This is a genomic window from Vibrio sp. 10N.222.55.B11 (assembly GCF_041473705.1).
Lineage (GTDB): Bacteria > Pseudomonadota > Gammaproteobacteria > Enterobacterales > Vibrionaceae > Vibrio > Vibrio crassostreae_C.
Genome location: NZ_JBFRST010000012.1, coordinates 41,605 through 57,326, shown reverse-complemented (window position 1 = coordinate 57,326; position 15,722 = coordinate 41,605). Strand labels below are relative to the sequence as shown.

The window sequence follows — 15,722 nt, the reverse complement described above, 5'->3', positions numbered from 1 at the left end:
AAGTGTGGAGTTGGTTAAGGCAACACTATCTAGCAAACCAAAACTTCATTGATTATAACGATATTGTTTCGAAGGTCTGTAGCGCTTGGAATGGATTTCTTGAGTGCAAAGATCGCGTCACAAAAATGTGTACAAGAGATTGGATTGACCTGATCAGTTAATTTTCCGGGTTGGTATGAGTCTTATTATTCGTCTCAGAGTTTGTAGAGGCGCTTTACGTTGATCACGAGCTCTGATATTCCGACACTTATTATTAAGCTCTGCTCTCTCTAGCAGCGCTTGATTACGTAAGTTTATACTTGTGGCTATTGGTTCGTTGATTAACTTTTCCTGAGCGTCTTGAGAGCTCTATCTCCTACTAATTTGAACTGGCTGATAAAGATGCCTCGTTTCTAATAACAAGGTTTTGTTGGTCGGTAACTCTTGCTATCTCCCTCTACTTAATAGATTAATCTACAGGCAGTTACGTGAACTCCCCGGTTATAACGGTTTATAGTTGGAACGTTGATGGCTATTTAATTGTTAATTCAGCGTGACTTTAAGTGGGCATCTGTCTGCGGGTAAATATCTTTAAACGCCTTCTCTCAAGGTGATCTCCATTTACTCTTGAGCTTCTAGGTGTCACTTTTCTCTATGACTTCTCTCGAACCTCTTATAAGGACTTGTTTATAAGAATGGTAAAACTACGTACAGACACAACTAAAGTCGTTCTCCGTGTGTTTGAGAAGCCCAGTTGAGCAATTTCATGGTTAGTTGGTTTGTTAGCATTGGGAAGGTAAGGGTTCGATGAGTTTGGTTTATAGCTATTGTAGAAGTTATCTATGGATAAGTAACAGATACAAAAAAGCCGATGCTAGGCATCGGCTTAGTTTGAGACACTTTAAATTAAGCTGGTTGAACTAGAGCGAGCGCTTTACGAGAAACCTCGTGAGCTGCTTTCGTTAAGTTTTGCTTCTCTAGTGCGTCAGATAGGTATCCGTAATCTGAAACATTTGAACGAAGTGCTAGGGCTTTTTCGAAGTGGCTTTGTGCTTCCGCCCACTTCTGCTCTCTTAAGTAGAACTGAGCCAGCGCGCTGTGTGCTTCGGCATTACCACTGTCTTTACTAATTGCACGTTCTAGCATGACCACTACTGGGTGGTGATCGGATAAGTTCAGCTCTGGAAGCAACATGTAGAGTTCATTTGACCCACTCTTTGCAATGTTCTCTTTGATCACAGTGAAGGCTTCTGAGTCAGCTTTGCGAGCGATAAGTTGCTTCACAAAGCAGGATACAAGGTGCGAACTTTGTTTCTGTTTTCTTGAAAGCTTGTTCCAATGGCTGATTAAACCTTCGCTACCTTGCTGTTGTGCCACATCATGAAGTAGCCCACATTGTGCTTTCTGTTCTAATTCACGTTGCTCATCAGCTGTTAGAAGTTTGTTCTTAACTAATTTAGGAGTTAACTCTAGCAATGGCTGCCATAACTTCAGTTGCAAGTAAGTGGCTTTTAACAGGCCAAGTACAGCAGTGTTATTAGGGTATGTGCCTTTTAGGGTCGAAAGTGTATCGAATGCAGCTTCGTAGTTTGACTCGCTGATTTGCTGTTTAGCTTTAGTTAGCTCAACCGCTAGTAGAGAGTCGTCCTGTTGGCTAGCAAGCTCGATGTACTTATCTCGCTCACTTGTATTACCTTGTTCGTGTGCCGCTTGAGAAGCGACTAAATAACAAAGTAGAGGCATGTCGTGATGGTTAGCCCAACGAGTTACTTTCTTCTCAGCGCCTTTCCAGTCACCTTCAAGTAGCTTGATAATGCCTTCATTGGTATAACGACGAGAACGTTTCAGCTTACGAACACTGAACCAGTTCCAAGTTGTCGAGCTTGCGTACATAAGCTTTTTAAATAGGTACTCTAAGCCGAATAGAGCCGCTAGAAGAGCGATGACGAAGATAACCAGTGTTGTCACGCTCATCTCAATGGTCTTATTCGCAATTGAGATCAGAACGTAGCCTTGTTGACCAGAGAACTGAGTACCAACAATTAACCCAGCACCTAGAACGAGAAAAAGAAAAATCCAACGAATCATTATTTTTCCTCCGTGGTCATAACGGTGACTTCACGACGTAGGCGCTCACGTATCACATCTGACAACTCATTTTGAGATTCAAGCTTTACAGGGTATTTCACAGAGATGTTCTGTTCACTTAGCTGTTTAATCGCTTTCTCAAATTCAATCACTGAGTTGTTATCTTGGTTTAGATAAGCTTTCGACCACTCGCTAGCGGTATTAAGAGCTGCGCTATAGAGTTCACCTTGTTCTTTGTAGACAGCGCGAATCGCGGTTTCTAATTTACCTTTGATGTTTTCACGAAGGTAGAAGTGCTGTTCTGGTGATAGTAGAGGGATAACTTCGCCATCACGACTACGGAATGTGATGAAGTTTTCTGAAAAGTCTTTCATCGACGTCATCAGGTTGTTCTGCCAGTCATTAATATCTTGAGATACGGCTTTTTTCTCAACAGCGGCAGCCTCAGGCAGGATTGCATTGGCAAGCGGCAGCGTATCGACTTGTTGTTGTAGGCTTGTGATGCGTAGAACTAAGCCATCACGGTCGATAAGAGGAATAGTGCGAAGCTTAGTAATGTCATTGGTCATTGATTGACGAAGAGAGACCAAGCTTGGGTCATTCAGTGCGGCGATACGTTGATCGGCGCTTTCCATTAGTTTGGTTGCACTAACGGCATCATGCTCGAGGAACAGTTTACGTCCTGCTAGTTTCACAAGGTAATCAGCTTCAGCAAGCAACCAGTCATTCGGGCGGCGACCTTTCACGTCAGCCACTGCTAACTGCAGGCTTTGAATGCTCTTCTGCTGTTGAGATTGCACGACCTGAGTTTTCTCCACCGCGTGTGAGGCTTCTTGGATAGTCTCTTGCTTGATGGTTTGTAGGTCTTTATTTACCGCAGATTGGGTATTTTGAAGTTGTGCTTGAAGAGCGGCTATTTGAGCCGAGTATTCAGCGCTCTTTTGCTGCATTTGAAATGCGATACCGCCACTGAAGATAATTGAAATAGCGATCGCAATAGCGCCTAGTTTGACACCGCGCTTACCTTGCTTTTCTGCTTTCTCTATTTGCTCTTTATGCTCAGCTTGAGGCTGCTCATTTTTAGCGGTATTTGAAGCAGAGGCATCAAGCTTCTGTTCAGGTTGTTTTGTCTCTGTAGAGTCAGCTTTTTCGTTTTCAACAACTACTGGCTGAGTATCTTGTTTCTTTTCAGGTTCAATATGCTCATTATTTTTTTTGCTTGTCATGCTTATTTCCTGTTTCTAGCTAGGGCCGGAGAGCAGCCAGTAATATTTGGTTCGTAGCACTGTGAGTATTGGTCACATTCGAGAAGCCGAGTTGTTGTGCTCGTTCTACAATGCGCTGGCTTGGGACAAATAGATGTCTTGTTGAAAGCCAAGCCAAATACTCATCAGGGGTAATTGAGCAGAGATACTCCAATTGTTCCTGACTAGTGATGACAACTTTGGACGTTTTTTTGTTTATCCATGTTTGATAGGTATTGTGGTCGCTAATAGGAATATATTCTCTACGGTAGGTCTCACAATAAGAGACTTGTGCACCTCGATTGAGTAGAGAATCCCTAATGAGCTCACGCCCACCATTGCCACGTAGTATCAAAATGGACTTATTTTCTACGCCATTAAGTTCAGTAAGTTTAAGAAGATGTTCACTATCACTAACTTGAGGATAGTTTACTTTTTGTTTACAGACTTTGCTTAAAACGTGCGCAGTTTTTTGACCAACGCCAAGATAAAGCGGCGAAGTAGGCCAAATGGATGAGGTTTTTGAAAGGATGCTTTGGGCAGCTGCCACGGCGTGGTGACTGACTGCAATAATGATATCGCTGTTATTAAGCTGGGTGCTTAAATCCGCAGAGTTGGGATTATCCACGATACGAATCAGCGGATGATGGATTGCTTGAACCCCTTCATCCGCTAGTTGTTGGCAAAGCGATTGTCCCTCTGAACCGGGACGAGTCACCAACACTGTCATGATTATTCTTGGTCAACGTAGAGCTTGGTTAAGATTTCTCTCGCGCCATCATCCAGCAATTGATTTGCCAGAGTCACGCCAAGTGCTTCTGCATCTTTGCGAGGGCCAGAGATCTCACCACGAACCATCTTAGAACCGTCCGGTTCACCAACTAATGCACGTAGCCAGATGTTTTCGCCATCTAATAATGAGTAGCTGCCGATAGGAACCTGACAGCCACCTTCTAGGGTAAGGTTCATTGCACGTTCGCACAGTACACGATCAGCCGTGTCTTTATGATTCAGTGGTTCAAGGAGTTTAATCAGACGCTCGTCATCAAGGCGACACTCAATACCAACAGCGCCTTGGCCAACAGCAGGGAGAGACTGCTCTGGTTCGATGAAGCTACGAATACGCTCTTCTAGCTCTAGACGTTTAAGACCTGCAGCAGCCAGTACGATCGCATCGTATTGACCATCATCGAGTTTACCTAGACGAGTACCAACGTTGCCGCGCAGCTCTTTGATGATCAGATCTGGGCGGTATTCTAACAGTTGGCATTGGCGACGCAGACTGCACGTACCCACGACAGCACCTTGTGGGAGTTCGTCGATGTTGTTGTAAGTGTTTGATACGAAAGCGTCACGCGGATCTTCGCGCTCACAAATTGTTACCAGACCTAGACCTTCAGGGAAGTCGACAGGTACATCTTTCATTGAGTGAACGGCTAGGTCAGCACGACCTTCTAGCATTGCTACTTCAAGTTCTTTAACGAACAGTCCTTTACCACCCACTTTAGCAAGCGGAGTGTCTAGGATGATGTCACCTTTGGTCACCATAGTTACCAACTCAACCTCTAAACCAGGGTGAGCAGCTTGCAGTGCATCCCTTACAAAGTATGCCTGCCAAAGGGCAAGAGGGCTTTTTCTGGTCGCGATACGGATTGGTGCTGAATTTGTCATGGTGTTTCCGATATAGGTTCTGTAATAGCCTAATCCTACCATTATGAGGCGAGAATTCTTACTGTTTGATCATTCCATACTTTGATAGCTGAGAGATTTTCATGAGTTCACCAAAATAGTGTGATTGGTATCTCATTTGAAACATGGGCTATTATTAGAAGTAGTCAATAAAGAGGACACTACGACGCCGTGAGTTTAACTTTCTGTCATCAAGGAATTGACCAGTATGACGGGTTCCTTTGCTTTACCATTAAGGGTAAAAGTGTTAAATTGATCACGTTTTGTTGCTCCTTTCGTTCAGTAACTAAACAGAACTGCACTTAACCTCAAACCAAGGACTTACCTTGCAGGCTTACACTCAAACATTGATTCAACGATTAGACAATCTAAATCAACAGCGCATTGATCGTGCGTTGGCGTTGATGAATGTGCAAGGTCAACGAGTTTTCAATCTTATTCCCGCATTGCTTCACTTCAATCATCCAATGATGCCTGGTTATTATGATCAACAAGTTCCTTTTGGAATTCGTAGCTTCACGCTTAATGAATTCCAAAAGCAATTTGTCTCTGATACTGAACTTACTTTAGGTGGCAAGCTAACCGAGTCTGCGGAGCCCGCAATTCTTGGCCTTTACACCATGGGTAGTACCTCTTCTATTGGTCAAAGCACGTCAAGCGACCTCGATATCTGGGTGTGTGTATCTCCGGATATGGATGGCGCATCTCGCGATAGCCTAACCAATAAATGTCTGTTGATTACCGACTGGGCTGAAACCTTAGGCGTTGAAGCTAACTTCTTCTTAATGGATGAAGAGCGTTTCCGTTCGAACCATTCAGAAGAGATGACCGGTGATAACTGTGGTTCTTCACAGCACTTATTACTGCTTGATGAGTTCTATCGCTCAGCGGTTCGCTTGGCTGGTCAACGTTTGTTGTGGCAAATCATTCCGCCAGAAATGGAAGAGTGCTATGACGAATATGTTCAAGGCTTGTGTCAGGATGGCTATCTTGATTGTTCGCAGTGGATTGATTTCGGTAAGCTGAATCGCATTCCTGCAGAAGAGTACTTTGGTTCTAACTTGTGGCAGCTCTATAAGAGTATCGACTCACCGTATAAATCGGTGTTAAAGGCGATCTTGCTAGAAGCCTATTCATGGGAATACCCAAACACCCAACTCTTGAGTATCGATACCAAGCGTCGCTTTTTTGCGGATGAACCGGATCTGTATGGCATGGATAGCTACTATCTGATGCTAGAAAAGGTAACTCGCTACCTAGAGCGTATTAACGACCACACTCGTTTGGATTTGGTGAGACGCTGTTTCTACCTTAAGACCCACGAGAAGTTGTCGCGTGAAGCAGGTATCGGTTCTGTAGCATGGCGCCGTGAAGCCCTAACCGAGATGACTAAGTCTTGGAATTGGGGACAGGAAACCATTGCTGAGCTCGATAACCGACGTAACTGGAAGGTTGAGCAGGTGAAAGTGGTGCACCACGCACTGCTTGATGCCTTGATGTTGAGCTATCGTAACCTGATTCAATTTGCACGTCGTAACGACATCACATCGGCAATCAGCCCACAAGATATCAGTATCTTGGCACGTAAGCTTTATGCTGCGTTTGAGGTGTTACCGGGCAAAGTGACGCTACTGAATCCGCAAATCTCTCCGGATCTGCATGAACCTGACTTGAGCTTTATAGAGGTTCGCCAAGGGCAATCGAATAAAGCGGGTTGGTACTTGTACAAACAGCCGCTTATTGCGCACCGCATTCTTGGTCAGCCTTCGCTCGAGCACCATGAGTACTTGAGTAAGCTAGTTGCATGGTCATTCTTTAATGGTTTGATTACTGAATCGACACGTTTGCATTCTGTGGTTCGTGACGCCCATATTGATATCGATAAGTTCTATCAAATGGTGAGCGACCTACGTAATACCTTCTCTTTACGTAAACGCCGTCCGAGTATGCAAGCACTGGCGAGTCCGTGTGAGATCAGCCAGCTGGCGATGTTCATCAACTTTGAAAACGATCCGACTTCTGAATTAAGCGGTCGTGCCTTGAAGGTCGATTTGAAGAATGCCGATATCTTCAGCTTTGGTGAAGAAGGTAAGAGCTTAGTCGGCAGTGTCGATTTGGTTTATCGTAACTCTTGGCATGAAGTACGTACGCTGCATTTCCAAGGTGATACGGCAATGCTGGATGCCCTTAAGACGGTACTTGGTAAAATGCACCAAGATGCGTTGCCGCCAGAGTCGGTTGATGTGTTCTGTTACAGCAAAAACCTGCGTGGTGTGATGCGTAATATGGTGTATCAACTGCTTGCTGAGTGTATCGATTTACGATTAAAACCGATTGAACCAGAGAAACGCCGTCGCTTTAAAGCTATTCGTTTAGCCAACAAGATGTTTGGCCTGTTCTTCGAACGCCGTGGTGTTTCGGTACAGATGTTGGAAAACTCGGTCGATTTCTACCGTAGTATTTCAACCAACAAGCTTAAGGGCTCACCTCTACTGATGCTTGATAAAGAGCAAGAGTATCAGTTGCCAGATGTAGTTGATGGCTTTGCGAGTGAAGGGTTAATTCAATTTTTCTTCGAAGATACTGATAAAGGTTTCAATATCTATGTATTGGACGAATCGAATCAGGTTGAGGTGTATCACCAGTACAGCGGTGAAAAAGATGAGATGATCGCGAGCGTAAACTCTTTCTACACGTCGGTAAAAGATGAGTCGAAGATGTCGTCAAAGTTGATTAACTTTAACTTACCTCAGTACTACCAAATCGTTCATCCAGAAGAGGGCAACTCTTATGTTGTGCCTTATCGTAATGATGCCACTTTAGCTTCTCGGAGCTCAAAGATAGTTAACATCTAGTTGATTTCGACAGATAGATATTAAAAAGGAGTGATTGAATCACTCCTTTTTTTTGTTTTGCTTATCAGTGGTTAGACCCAGTCGATATCTTCACCTGCGTGCTTCACGCATTCTTCTTTAACCATCTCAAACAGCTCCATGCCCGTCTTTGAACATGTCCACTTGTCGTCAACTAGCTTGAAGTGAAAGCCACCAGATTTAGACGCTAACCAGATTTCTTTCATTGGTTCTTGGCGGTTAATGATGATTTGGCTGCGGTTCTCAAACTCCAGCGTCATCACGTTACCAGTCACTTCGTAATCAATATCTGCCTCTGATTCATCGATAGCTTCTTCGATGTTTTGCATCTGTATATCGACCAGCTGATGAAATTCAGTCTCGTTCATCCTTTCTATCCTATTGCTTTTCCTGAGTGTGGTGCGATTATAGGGGGCATTGAGTTAATAATCACGATATGCAAAATGAAAAAATTAATTACTGCTCTATTTATGATGTCCGTTATTGGACTTTCTGGTTGTGGTCAAACGGGTCCTTTGTACGATCCTGATGAAGTTCAGCAAACCGAACAATCACAATAAGTGAAAACACGCAGAAATCGTTATTTATAAGGGATAAGAACTTTGGATTACTTCAACTATCAGGAAGATGGCCAGCTTTGGGCTGAGGACGTCGCACTTTCACAACTAGCAGAGCAATATGGTACACCGCTGTATGTATATTCTCGTGCAACATTAGAACGCCACTGGAATGCGTTTGATTCATCGGTTGGTGAGCATCCGCACTTGGTGTGTTATGCCGTTAAAGCTAACTCAAACCTTGGCGTGTTGAATACTTTGGCTCGTTTGGGCTCTGGCTTCGATATCGTTTCTGGCGGTGAGCTAGAGCGTGTGGTTGCTGCCGGTGGCGATCCAGCAAAAGTTGTATTCTCTGGTGTCGGTAAAACAGCCGCTGAAATGAAGCGTGCGCTTGAGTTGAACATTAAGTGTTTCAACGTAGAGTCTGAACCAGAACTAGAGCGACTGAATAAAGTAGCTGGTGAGCTTGGTGTTAAAGCGCCGATTTCACTGCGTATCAACCCAGACGTTGATGCGAACACTCACCCTTATATCTCTACTGGTCTGCGTGATAACAAGTTTGGTATCGCTTTCGACCGTGCTCCTGCTGTCTATGAGTTTGCAAAAACACTCGATAACTTGTCTATCCATGGTATTGATTGCCACATTGGTTCTCAGTTAACGGATATCGAACCTTTCATCGATGCAACCGATCGCCTACTTGCGCTGATCGACCAGCTACGTGCTAACGGTATCAACATCAAACACCTTGATGTCGGTGGCGGCTTGGGTGTGGTTTATCGTGATGAATTACCACCACAGCCTTCTGACTACGCGAAAGCTTTATTGGCTCGCTTAGACAATCATTCTGATCTAGAGCTGATTTTCGAGCCTGGAAGAGCGATTGCTGCTAACGCTGGTGTATTATTAACGAAAGTCGAGTTCCTCAAGCCAACAGAGCACAAGAACTTTGCCATCATCGATGCAGCAATGAACGATCTAATGCGCCCAGCACTTTACCAAGCTTGGCAGGATATTGTTCCTGTGAGCCCTCGTCAGGGTGAAACTGTGACTTACGATTTGGTTGGCCCAATCTGTGAGACAGGCGATTTCCTAGGTAAAGATCGTGACCTTGTTCTTGAAGAAGGTGATCTGCTAGCAGTTCGTTCAGCGGGTGCTTATGGCTTCGCGATGTCATCTAACTACAACACTCGTTCGCGTGCGGCTGAAGTGATGGTGGATGGCGATAAAACTCACTTGGTTCGTCAGCGTGAAGAGCTTACGAGTCTGTGGGAACTTGAAAACATTCTTCCGGAGTAATTTTAAGCGTTATGCACTTCCACTTTTCTAAAATGCATGGTTTGGGCAATGATTTCATGGTCGTGGACTGCATTACTCAAAATATTTTCTTTTCTCCAGATTTGATCCGTCGCTTGGCGGATCGTCACACTGGCGTGGGCTTTGATCAGCTACTTGTGGTTGAGGCTCCCTATGATCCAGAAACTGATTTCCATTACCGCATATTCAATGCGGATGGCAGTGAAGTGGAGCAGTGTGGCAATGGTGCACGTTGTTTTGCACGATTCGTTCGCATGAAAGGCTTAACGAATAAGTACAGCATCAACGTGAGTACCAAGAAAGGTAAAATGGTTCTCAAGATTGAAGAGAATGACCTGATCACGGTGAACATGGGCATTCCTGAGTTCGAACCCGGCAAGATTCCATTCAAGGCCAAGCAGCCAGAGAAGACGTATATCCTAAGAACGGATGTACACACCTTATTCTGTGGTGCGGTAAGCATGGGTAACCCACATGTGGTTACCGTGGTTGATGACGTCGACACGGCTGATGTGGACACCTTAGGCCCACTACTTGAATCACATGAACGTTTCCCTGAGCGTGTTAATGCTGGCTTTATGCAGGTCGTTAACCGTGAAGAAGTTCGTCTACGTGTTTACGAACGCGGCGCGGGTGAAACTCAGGCATGTGGCAGCGGAGCGTGTGGCGCAGTTGCAGTGGGTATCACTCAAGGCTTACTGGCTGAGAATGTGAAGGTTCGTCTACCAGGCGGTGACTTACACATTAGCTGGCAAGGCCCGGGTAAACCTCTGTTTATGACCGGCCCTGCAACGCATGTGTTTGATGGTCAACTTTCTTGCTAATAACGACCCAAAACAAATATATTCATAAAAATAAAGGATAGGTTTTGTCTTACGTTGAAGCCGACGCACTCACCGCAGAAGTGGTCGCGGAATATTTACGTGATAACCCAGATTTTTTCCAAGACCGAAAAGATTTGGTTGATCGCCTTGCTATCAATAACGTTGAGCAGGGCGCTGTTTCTCTGGTTGAGGTTCAGCTTAAACGCCAACGTCATCGAATCGAAGAGCTTGAAGAAGAGATCACTGGCTTGATGTCGTTGGCAGCAAATAACGATAAAACCTTCTATGAGTTTATGGATCTGCAAGCGCAAGTGCTGAAATGCAGTGATTTCATGCAGGTGATAAAAGCCGTTGAACAAAAAGCGTTAGATCTTGGGCTTAAGGCTCATGTTCGTATTCTTTCGCAATCTGGCTTTTATCAGTTGAGTGCTGAGGGTTACTCTAAGTTTTCGCTTAACCATTTCAATGGCAAAGATGCTTATCTTGGACGCTTGAGAAAAGCCGACAGACACGATTTGTTTGGTGATTATCCAGTTCCAGAGCTAGGCTCTTATGTAGTACTACCGCTTGCTAAGCAGTCTCCATTGGGTTTGCTCGCCTTTTCTAGTGAAGATGGCGGACATTTCCAACCCCATATGGATACGCTCTTTTTACGCCATTTAGCACTTGTTATCGCTCATTTGGCGGATACCTTACCTTGGCAGATAAATAATGAGCCTAGAGCCCAAAATACCTCTTCCTAACAGCCTTCAAAAGCCACTTTCTCGCTTCTATGAATATCTCCGAAGCGAGAAGGGACTCAGCCTACACACCCAACGTAATTACAAACAACAACTTGAAACCATGGCCGGTCATTTAGTCACTCTAGGGCTAAAGGATTGGGGTCAAGTCGATGCGGCGTGGGTCAGACAACTGGCCAGTAAAGGCATGCGTGAGGGAATGAAAGCGAGCAGCATTGCAACGCGCTTATCGTCACTGCGCAGCTTCTTTGATTTCCTTGTGTTGCGTGGCGAAATGACCGCCAATCCAGCCAAAGGTGTCTCTGCACCTCGCAAACAACGCCCTTTGCCTAAAAACCTCGATGTTGATGAAGTGGGTCAACTGCTTGATGTGAATGAGGACGATCCATTGTCGATTCGTGATCGAGCGATGATGGAGGTGATGTATGGTGCTGGATTACGACTGGCAGAACTGGTCGGCATCAATCTGAAAGATGTGTTGGGTCGACAAGGCGAAATCCGAGTGATTGGTAAAGGCGACAAAGAACGCAAAGCGCCTTTTTCTGGTTTAGCTAAAGAGTGGGTCGATAAATGGCTCAAAGTTCGTGGTGAATTGGCTTCACCGGGTGAAACCGCGCTGTTTGTCTCTAAGCTCGGGACTCGTATCTCTCACCGCAGCGTGCAAAAGCGCATGGAAGAGTGGGGTAAGAAACAATCCGTCGCGAGTCATATTAGCCCGCATAAACTGCGTCACTCCTTTGCAACTCACGTGCTTGAATCGAGCCAGAATCTTCGTGCTGTCCAAGAGTTGTTGGGGCATGAAAACATCTCGACAACCCAAATTTATACTCACTTGGACTTCCAACACTTAGCTCAAGCGTACGATGAGGCTCACCCTCGAGCACGTAAGAAGAATAAAGATTAGATTAAAGGTTTTACTATGCGAATTTATCGAGGGTTGAAGCCCATCAAAGCCATGACCTTTGACTTGGATGACACCCTGTATGACAACTGGCCTGTGATCATGAAGGTAGAAAAAGAGATGGCGCAGTGGCTTTACCAAAAGCACCCAGTGTCGGCTTCTTTATCGCTTGAAGAGTGGCAGGGAATTAAGCAGCAAGTCGCCTCTGAAAACCCAGCTTTAAAGCATGATGTTACCGTTTGGCGTGAAACACAGATTAAGAGTGGCTTACTGCAGTTGGGCTATTCTCAGCAGCAAGCTGAACAGGCGGCTCGTGAGGGGATAGAACATGCTTTGTGGTTGCGCAATCAAGTCGATGTTCCTCAAGAAACGCATCGAGTGATGGCAGAACTTAGCCAACGCATTCCTTTGGTTGCGATTACCAATGGCAATGTCGATCCACATAAAATTGGTTTAGGGCAGTATTTTCAACGAATTCTTAAAGCTGGCCCAAACGGTAGAGCAAAACCCTACCCAGATATGTTTGATAAAGCGCAGCAATACTTAGATGTTGATGCCATCAACATTCTTCATGTCGGCGATCATCTTAGAACGGATGTTTACGGAGCTAAGCAAAATGGCTTCCAAGCATGCTGGTTTAATGACATTGGTTCCAATTTATACCTCTCTTCGAAGGCGAGTGTGCTGCCTGATGTTGAAATAGAGCAACTTAGCGATCTTATGCGACTAATTTAAAGACTTCTGTAAGCTTATTGTGTCGCATTTATGATATTGAATTGTTACATTAGTCGCAATTAAATGCCTGTTTAGGCTAGGATAATTGGCGACTACTTTTTATCGATTCATTTCAGTCATAGCAGTGGTTGCGGGTTCTTCACTTCACTCTATTTCGATCAAGGGTTGGCATGCAAACATTTACATTTCTCGCAAATACTGAGGAGCTATTTAAATCTCAATTTGATCAGCGAGAGTGGTGTGACAGCAAACAATATCTTATTCAACTTTTTTCTGCCCAATCTTCTGATGTGGCTCGTCGAATCGCGAGTGTTGCTCTCAATCGCCTAAGTAATGCCACCCTAATTGGCCAGAGTGCTCGTCATGTTATCTGTGACAATTGTCTTGAGAGTAGTTGTACCTTAATCATTATCAGTGAGTTTAATGAAACCTGTTTAACCTCCGCGGTTCAGCCTTTTACAGGCAACCCAAACCAAGACAGCCAAGAGCTCGCTTCTCAACTAGACCTCTCGAAAGATGCTAAAACGGTCATTAGCCTATGCGATCAGGTTGAAGGTCGTGATTACCCTATCTATAGCGCTTTTGAAAACCTACCCTATACATTGCCTGTTGCTGGTGGCTTGTGTCATGAGAATGAATACGGGCGTTGGGTTATGCATAACGAACAGACCTACCAACACGCTTGCGTGGCGGTGGCTCTGACTAACCCAAGGTTGAAGGTTTGGTCGGACGCGTACTCTGAGTGGAACCCGATTGGGATGAAGCTACGAGTCACACATGCAGTCGGAAATCGCTTATACGCGTTGAACGACAAGCCGGCTATTGACGTATTCAAACATTATCTTGCTGATGGTAAAGATCTCCCTTTCAGTCAGTTGATGAGCTTTCCGCTTTATCGAGAGCTTGGCAGAAAGAAGGGCATATCGACACCGCTGCGTATTAATGATGATGGCAGTATCGAGTTTGATAGTCCTTGGCATGTCGGCGAAGAGGCACAGTTTTGTTATAACCATCCTTCTTTGACCGCAGAAAAAGTGCGTCACGGCGCTGAGATGCTTGCCATGCATCAGCCGGAATCGGTGATCATCTATAACTGCGTCTCTCGACTTGAATTCATCGACAGTAAACTTGAACTCAAGCCATTTGAGGGGATAGTAAATGCGTGCGGCGCATACTGCATGGGTGAGCTATACCGCAACGACGATCGCCAAGAAATACTGCATCACAGCCTCACCTATATTGCGATGAGAGAGTCGGACGAGATTAATGAGTTTCGTTGTGAAGATTTCCAGCGTGACTCAACCGTGTCGCCACTGCTTAATCTCGTCAGAAATGCGGTGGCTGATCTTGACAGCATGAACACGCAGATGGAGAAAAAACTTCATCAACAGGCGCGCCGTTTAACCGAAAGCTACCGCATTGATTCTCGCACTGGGCTGCCCAACCGTATCGTATTAAAAGAGCGCCTCAATACGATTCTCTTCAGTGAGCACTTACTGACGTTAAAGCTGACTAATTTCCATCAAGTTAACGAAAAGTATGGTTACCAAGTGGGTGACCAGTTGTTACTTGATCTGTCTAATCATTTTGTCGAGCGATTACACCTTAGTGTGGCTAAAGAATCTCAGGTGAAAGTAGAGCTGTTTAGCATTGGTGTCGGCGAATGGGCGATCATTTTTAACGCCAATGTTGGTTGCGATAAGATAGAACAACGTTTCGTTGAGTTTGCTGACGATATTGAGCACATCAATTTTGAGCCGTATGGCTTGGCTGATATTGATTATCTGTCAGTTTCTCTGTGTGGCGGCTTCGCTAGTCGTTGCGATTTCCTAACCGATAGTGGTGATGAGATCTTATTAAAAGCGATCGAAGCTCGACGTTATGGGGTCAGGAATAACACTCACATCACCAATGCTAAAGACATTCAGGTGAGTGAAGAAGATCGTAAAGAGCAACTAGGCTGGCTGAGCTGTGTAAGTCGTGCGATTTTAGATCAGAACATCATCACTTATTCCCAGCCAATTGTGGCGTCCGGTACTCACGAAATGATTGGCCAAGAGTGCTTGGTCAGAATCATGGAGTCAGACGGTACCATTGTGCCACCAGGTAAGTTCTTACCTATCATTGCCGACACGCACCTTTACACTCGCCTCAGCCGACACATGATTAAGAACACCATAGGTTATATGGCGGATAAGCAAAGCCCATTTTCTATCAACCTATCCCCGCAAGATTTGTTGAGCGACAAGACGCTTGAGGTGCTCGAGACCGCCATCAGTGCTATGAACGATCCCACTCGACTTGGCCTAGAGGTTCTCGAGTCTGAGCAGATTAAAGATTACGGTCGCATGATTGAGGTGTGTGATCACTTCCGTGCTCTCGGGGCGAGAATCATTGTTGATGACTTTGGGTCTGGCTATTCCAATATTGATGAGATCATTAAGCTTGAGCCGCAGATTATCAAACTCGACGGTAGTCTGATTCGCAACATCGACAAAGACCAAAAGCAAAGAAATATCGCCTCTCAGTTGGTTCGCTTATGTCAGGTGTTTAATGCGCAAACCGTCGCTGAATTTGTCCATAACCAACAGGTTTGTGAGATAGCAGAGCAAATGGGTGTCGATTATCTGCAAGGTTATTACTTTGGTGAGCCTAAGCGACTGTTTTAGTTGTTAAAGCTTTCCGTATCCTATTGTGACTTGCTTTAAAAATTGTTCTGCCGCTATTGGTGACTGTTTTGGGTGGAATCAATGATGTCTAACTAACGTCACAATA

At 44.9% G+C, this 15,722-nt stretch carries 13 protein-coding genes; 8 read left to right on the top strand and 5 right to left on the bottom strand.

Going from position 1 to position 15,722, the window contains the following annotated elements; all coding sequences use genetic code 11:
- Nucleotides 1-885: 885 nt before the first annotated feature.
- Genes AB4503_RS06210 through hemC form a run of 4 tightly spaced genes read right to left on the bottom strand, consistent with a single transcriptional unit; the run spans nt 886 to nt 4,982 of the window.
- A complete protein-coding gene (locus AB4503_RS06210) occupies nt 886-2,067 on the bottom strand; it encodes a heme biosynthesis protein HemY (RefSeq protein WP_017061005.1) in 1,182 nt (393 codons plus the stop codon).
- Complete coding sequence (locus tag AB4503_RS06205; protein ID WP_065584265.1) at nt 2,067-3,293, bottom strand: uroporphyrinogen-III C-methyltransferase; 1,227 nt, start codon at nt 3,291-3,293, stop codon at nt 2,067-2,069. Before AB4503_RS06205 ends, AB4503_RS06210 begins: the two co-directional genes overlap by 1 nt.
- Nucleotides 3,294-3,312: 19 nt before the next feature.
- Nucleotides 3,313-4,041 carry a uroporphyrinogen-III synthase gene (locus tag AB4503_RS06200; RefSeq protein ID WP_017061007.1) on the bottom strand — a complete coding sequence of 243 codons (729 nt, stop codon included), beginning with the start codon at nt 4,039-4,041 and terminating at the stop codon, nt 3,313-3,315.
- Nucleotides 4,042-4,043: 2 nt separating this feature from the next.
- Nucleotides 4,044-4,982 (bottom strand): hydroxymethylbilane synthase, encoded by a 939-nt coding sequence (hemC, locus tag AB4503_RS06195; protein WP_017061008.1) that lies wholly within the window; start codon nt 4,980-4,982, stop codon nt 4,044-4,046.
- Between the two features lie 344 nt (nt 4,983-5,326).
- Between hemC and AB4503_RS06190 the strand changes: the two genes are divergently transcribed.
- Complete coding sequence (locus AB4503_RS06190) at nt 5,327-7,855, top strand: class I adenylate cyclase (protein ID WP_372113981.1); 2,529 nt, start codon at nt 5,327-5,329, stop codon at nt 7,853-7,855.
- Nucleotides 7,856-7,926: 71 nt separating this feature from the next.
- Here the strand turns inward: AB4503_RS06190 and cyaY are convergent, their stop codons facing one another.
- Nucleotides 7,927-8,241, bottom strand: coding sequence for an iron donor protein CyaY (gene cyaY / locus AB4503_RS06185; protein WP_008221918.1), 315 nt, complete (start codon nt 8,239-8,241; stop codon nt 7,927-7,929).
- Nucleotides 8,242-8,316: 75 nt separating this feature from the next.
- Here cyaY and lptM point away from each other — a divergent pair, with 75 nt between their 5' ends.
- The 7 genes from lptM to AB4503_RS06150 all read left to right on the top strand — a co-directional run bounded on the left by lptM (nt 8,317) and on the right by AB4503_RS06150 (nt 15,616).
- Entirely contained in the window at nt 8,317-8,433 is a 117-nt protein-coding gene (gene lptM / locus AB4503_RS25725; RefSeq protein ID WP_017068592.1) for an LPS translocon maturation chaperone LptM, read from the top strand.
- Between the two features lie 42 nt (nt 8,434-8,475).
- Nucleotides 8,476-9,729, top strand: a complete 1,254-nt coding sequence (gene lysA / locus AB4503_RS06175) for a diaminopimelate decarboxylase (protein WP_017066756.1) — start codon at nt 8,476-8,478, stop codon at nt 9,727-9,729.
- Between the two features lie 11 nt (nt 9,730-9,740).
- Nucleotides 9,741-10,571, top strand: coding sequence for a diaminopimelate epimerase (dapF, locus tag AB4503_RS06170; RefSeq protein WP_017061013.1), 831 nt, complete (start codon nt 9,741-9,743; stop codon nt 10,569-10,571).
- A gap of 44 nt (nt 10,572-10,615) precedes the next feature.
- Nucleotides 10,616-11,314 (top strand): DUF484 family protein, encoded by a 699-nt coding sequence (locus AB4503_RS06165; protein ID WP_136981735.1) that lies wholly within the window; start codon nt 10,616-10,618, stop codon nt 11,312-11,314.
- Nucleotides 11,283-12,215 carry a tyrosine recombinase XerC gene (gene xerC, locus AB4503_RS06160; protein ID WP_136974431.1) on the top strand — a complete coding sequence of 311 codons (933 nt, stop codon included), beginning with the start codon at nt 11,283-11,285 and terminating at the stop codon, nt 12,213-12,215. Before AB4503_RS06165 ends, xerC begins: the two co-directional genes overlap by 32 nt.
- A 15-nt stretch (nt 12,216-12,230) precedes the next feature.
- Nucleotides 12,231-12,947 carry a 5-amino-6-(5-phospho-D-ribitylamino)uracil phosphatase YigB gene (gene yigB, locus AB4503_RS06155; RefSeq protein WP_017090345.1) on the top strand — a complete coding sequence of 239 codons (717 nt, stop codon included), beginning with the start codon at nt 12,231-12,233 and terminating at the stop codon, nt 12,945-12,947.
- Between the two features lie 170 nt (nt 12,948-13,117).
- On the top strand, nt 13,118-15,616 hold the full coding sequence (locus AB4503_RS06150; RefSeq protein ID WP_372113977.1) for an EAL domain-containing protein: 2,499 nt from the start codon (nt 13,118-13,120) through the stop codon (nt 15,614-15,616).
- Nucleotides 15,617-15,722 lie beyond the last annotated feature (106 nt).